The organism is Pauljensenia sp. UMB3104, from assembly GCF_030217285.1.
Classification (GTDB): Bacteria; Actinomycetota; Actinomycetes; order Actinomycetales; family Actinomycetaceae; genus Pauljensenia.
On sequence record NZ_JASONN010000117.1, the window covers coordinates 1 to 348 of the forward strand.

Annotated in this window: 1 protein-coding gene; it reads right to left on the reverse strand. The window is 48.9% G+C overall.

All coding sequences use genetic code 11. From position 1 onward, the window contains the following. Positions 1-348, reverse strand: a 348-nt coding sequence (locus tag QP415_RS11005; protein WP_285100089.1) for a hypothetical protein, incomplete at both ends; no start/stop codon positions are given.

Consider the following 348-nt stretch of genomic DNA (forward strand, 5'->3'; position numbering starts at 1 on the left):
GTGTCAACAACCTTCGCACCAGCCTTGACCTGATCACCATCCAAAGAAGCCTTGGTCTTGATAACCGGATTCTTCGGCTCAACCTTCTTCGAGGTCACAGTCTGATCAGCATCATTGAGATCCTTGTGCTCAGCAATCTTGGTCTCTTCAGAAACCTCGTTGCCATCCTTATCAACAACAGCCGAGGTCAAAGTCTCGAACGCAACCGCGCTCTCAACAACACCCTTGACCGAGTCATTTACAACAATCTCAACCTTGGTAGAACCAGAAGCCTGCTCCGGAGTGAACTTAGCAGAACCCTCACCAACAACAGACTCATCAGCCTTGTTAATCAACTGAGCAGAAAGC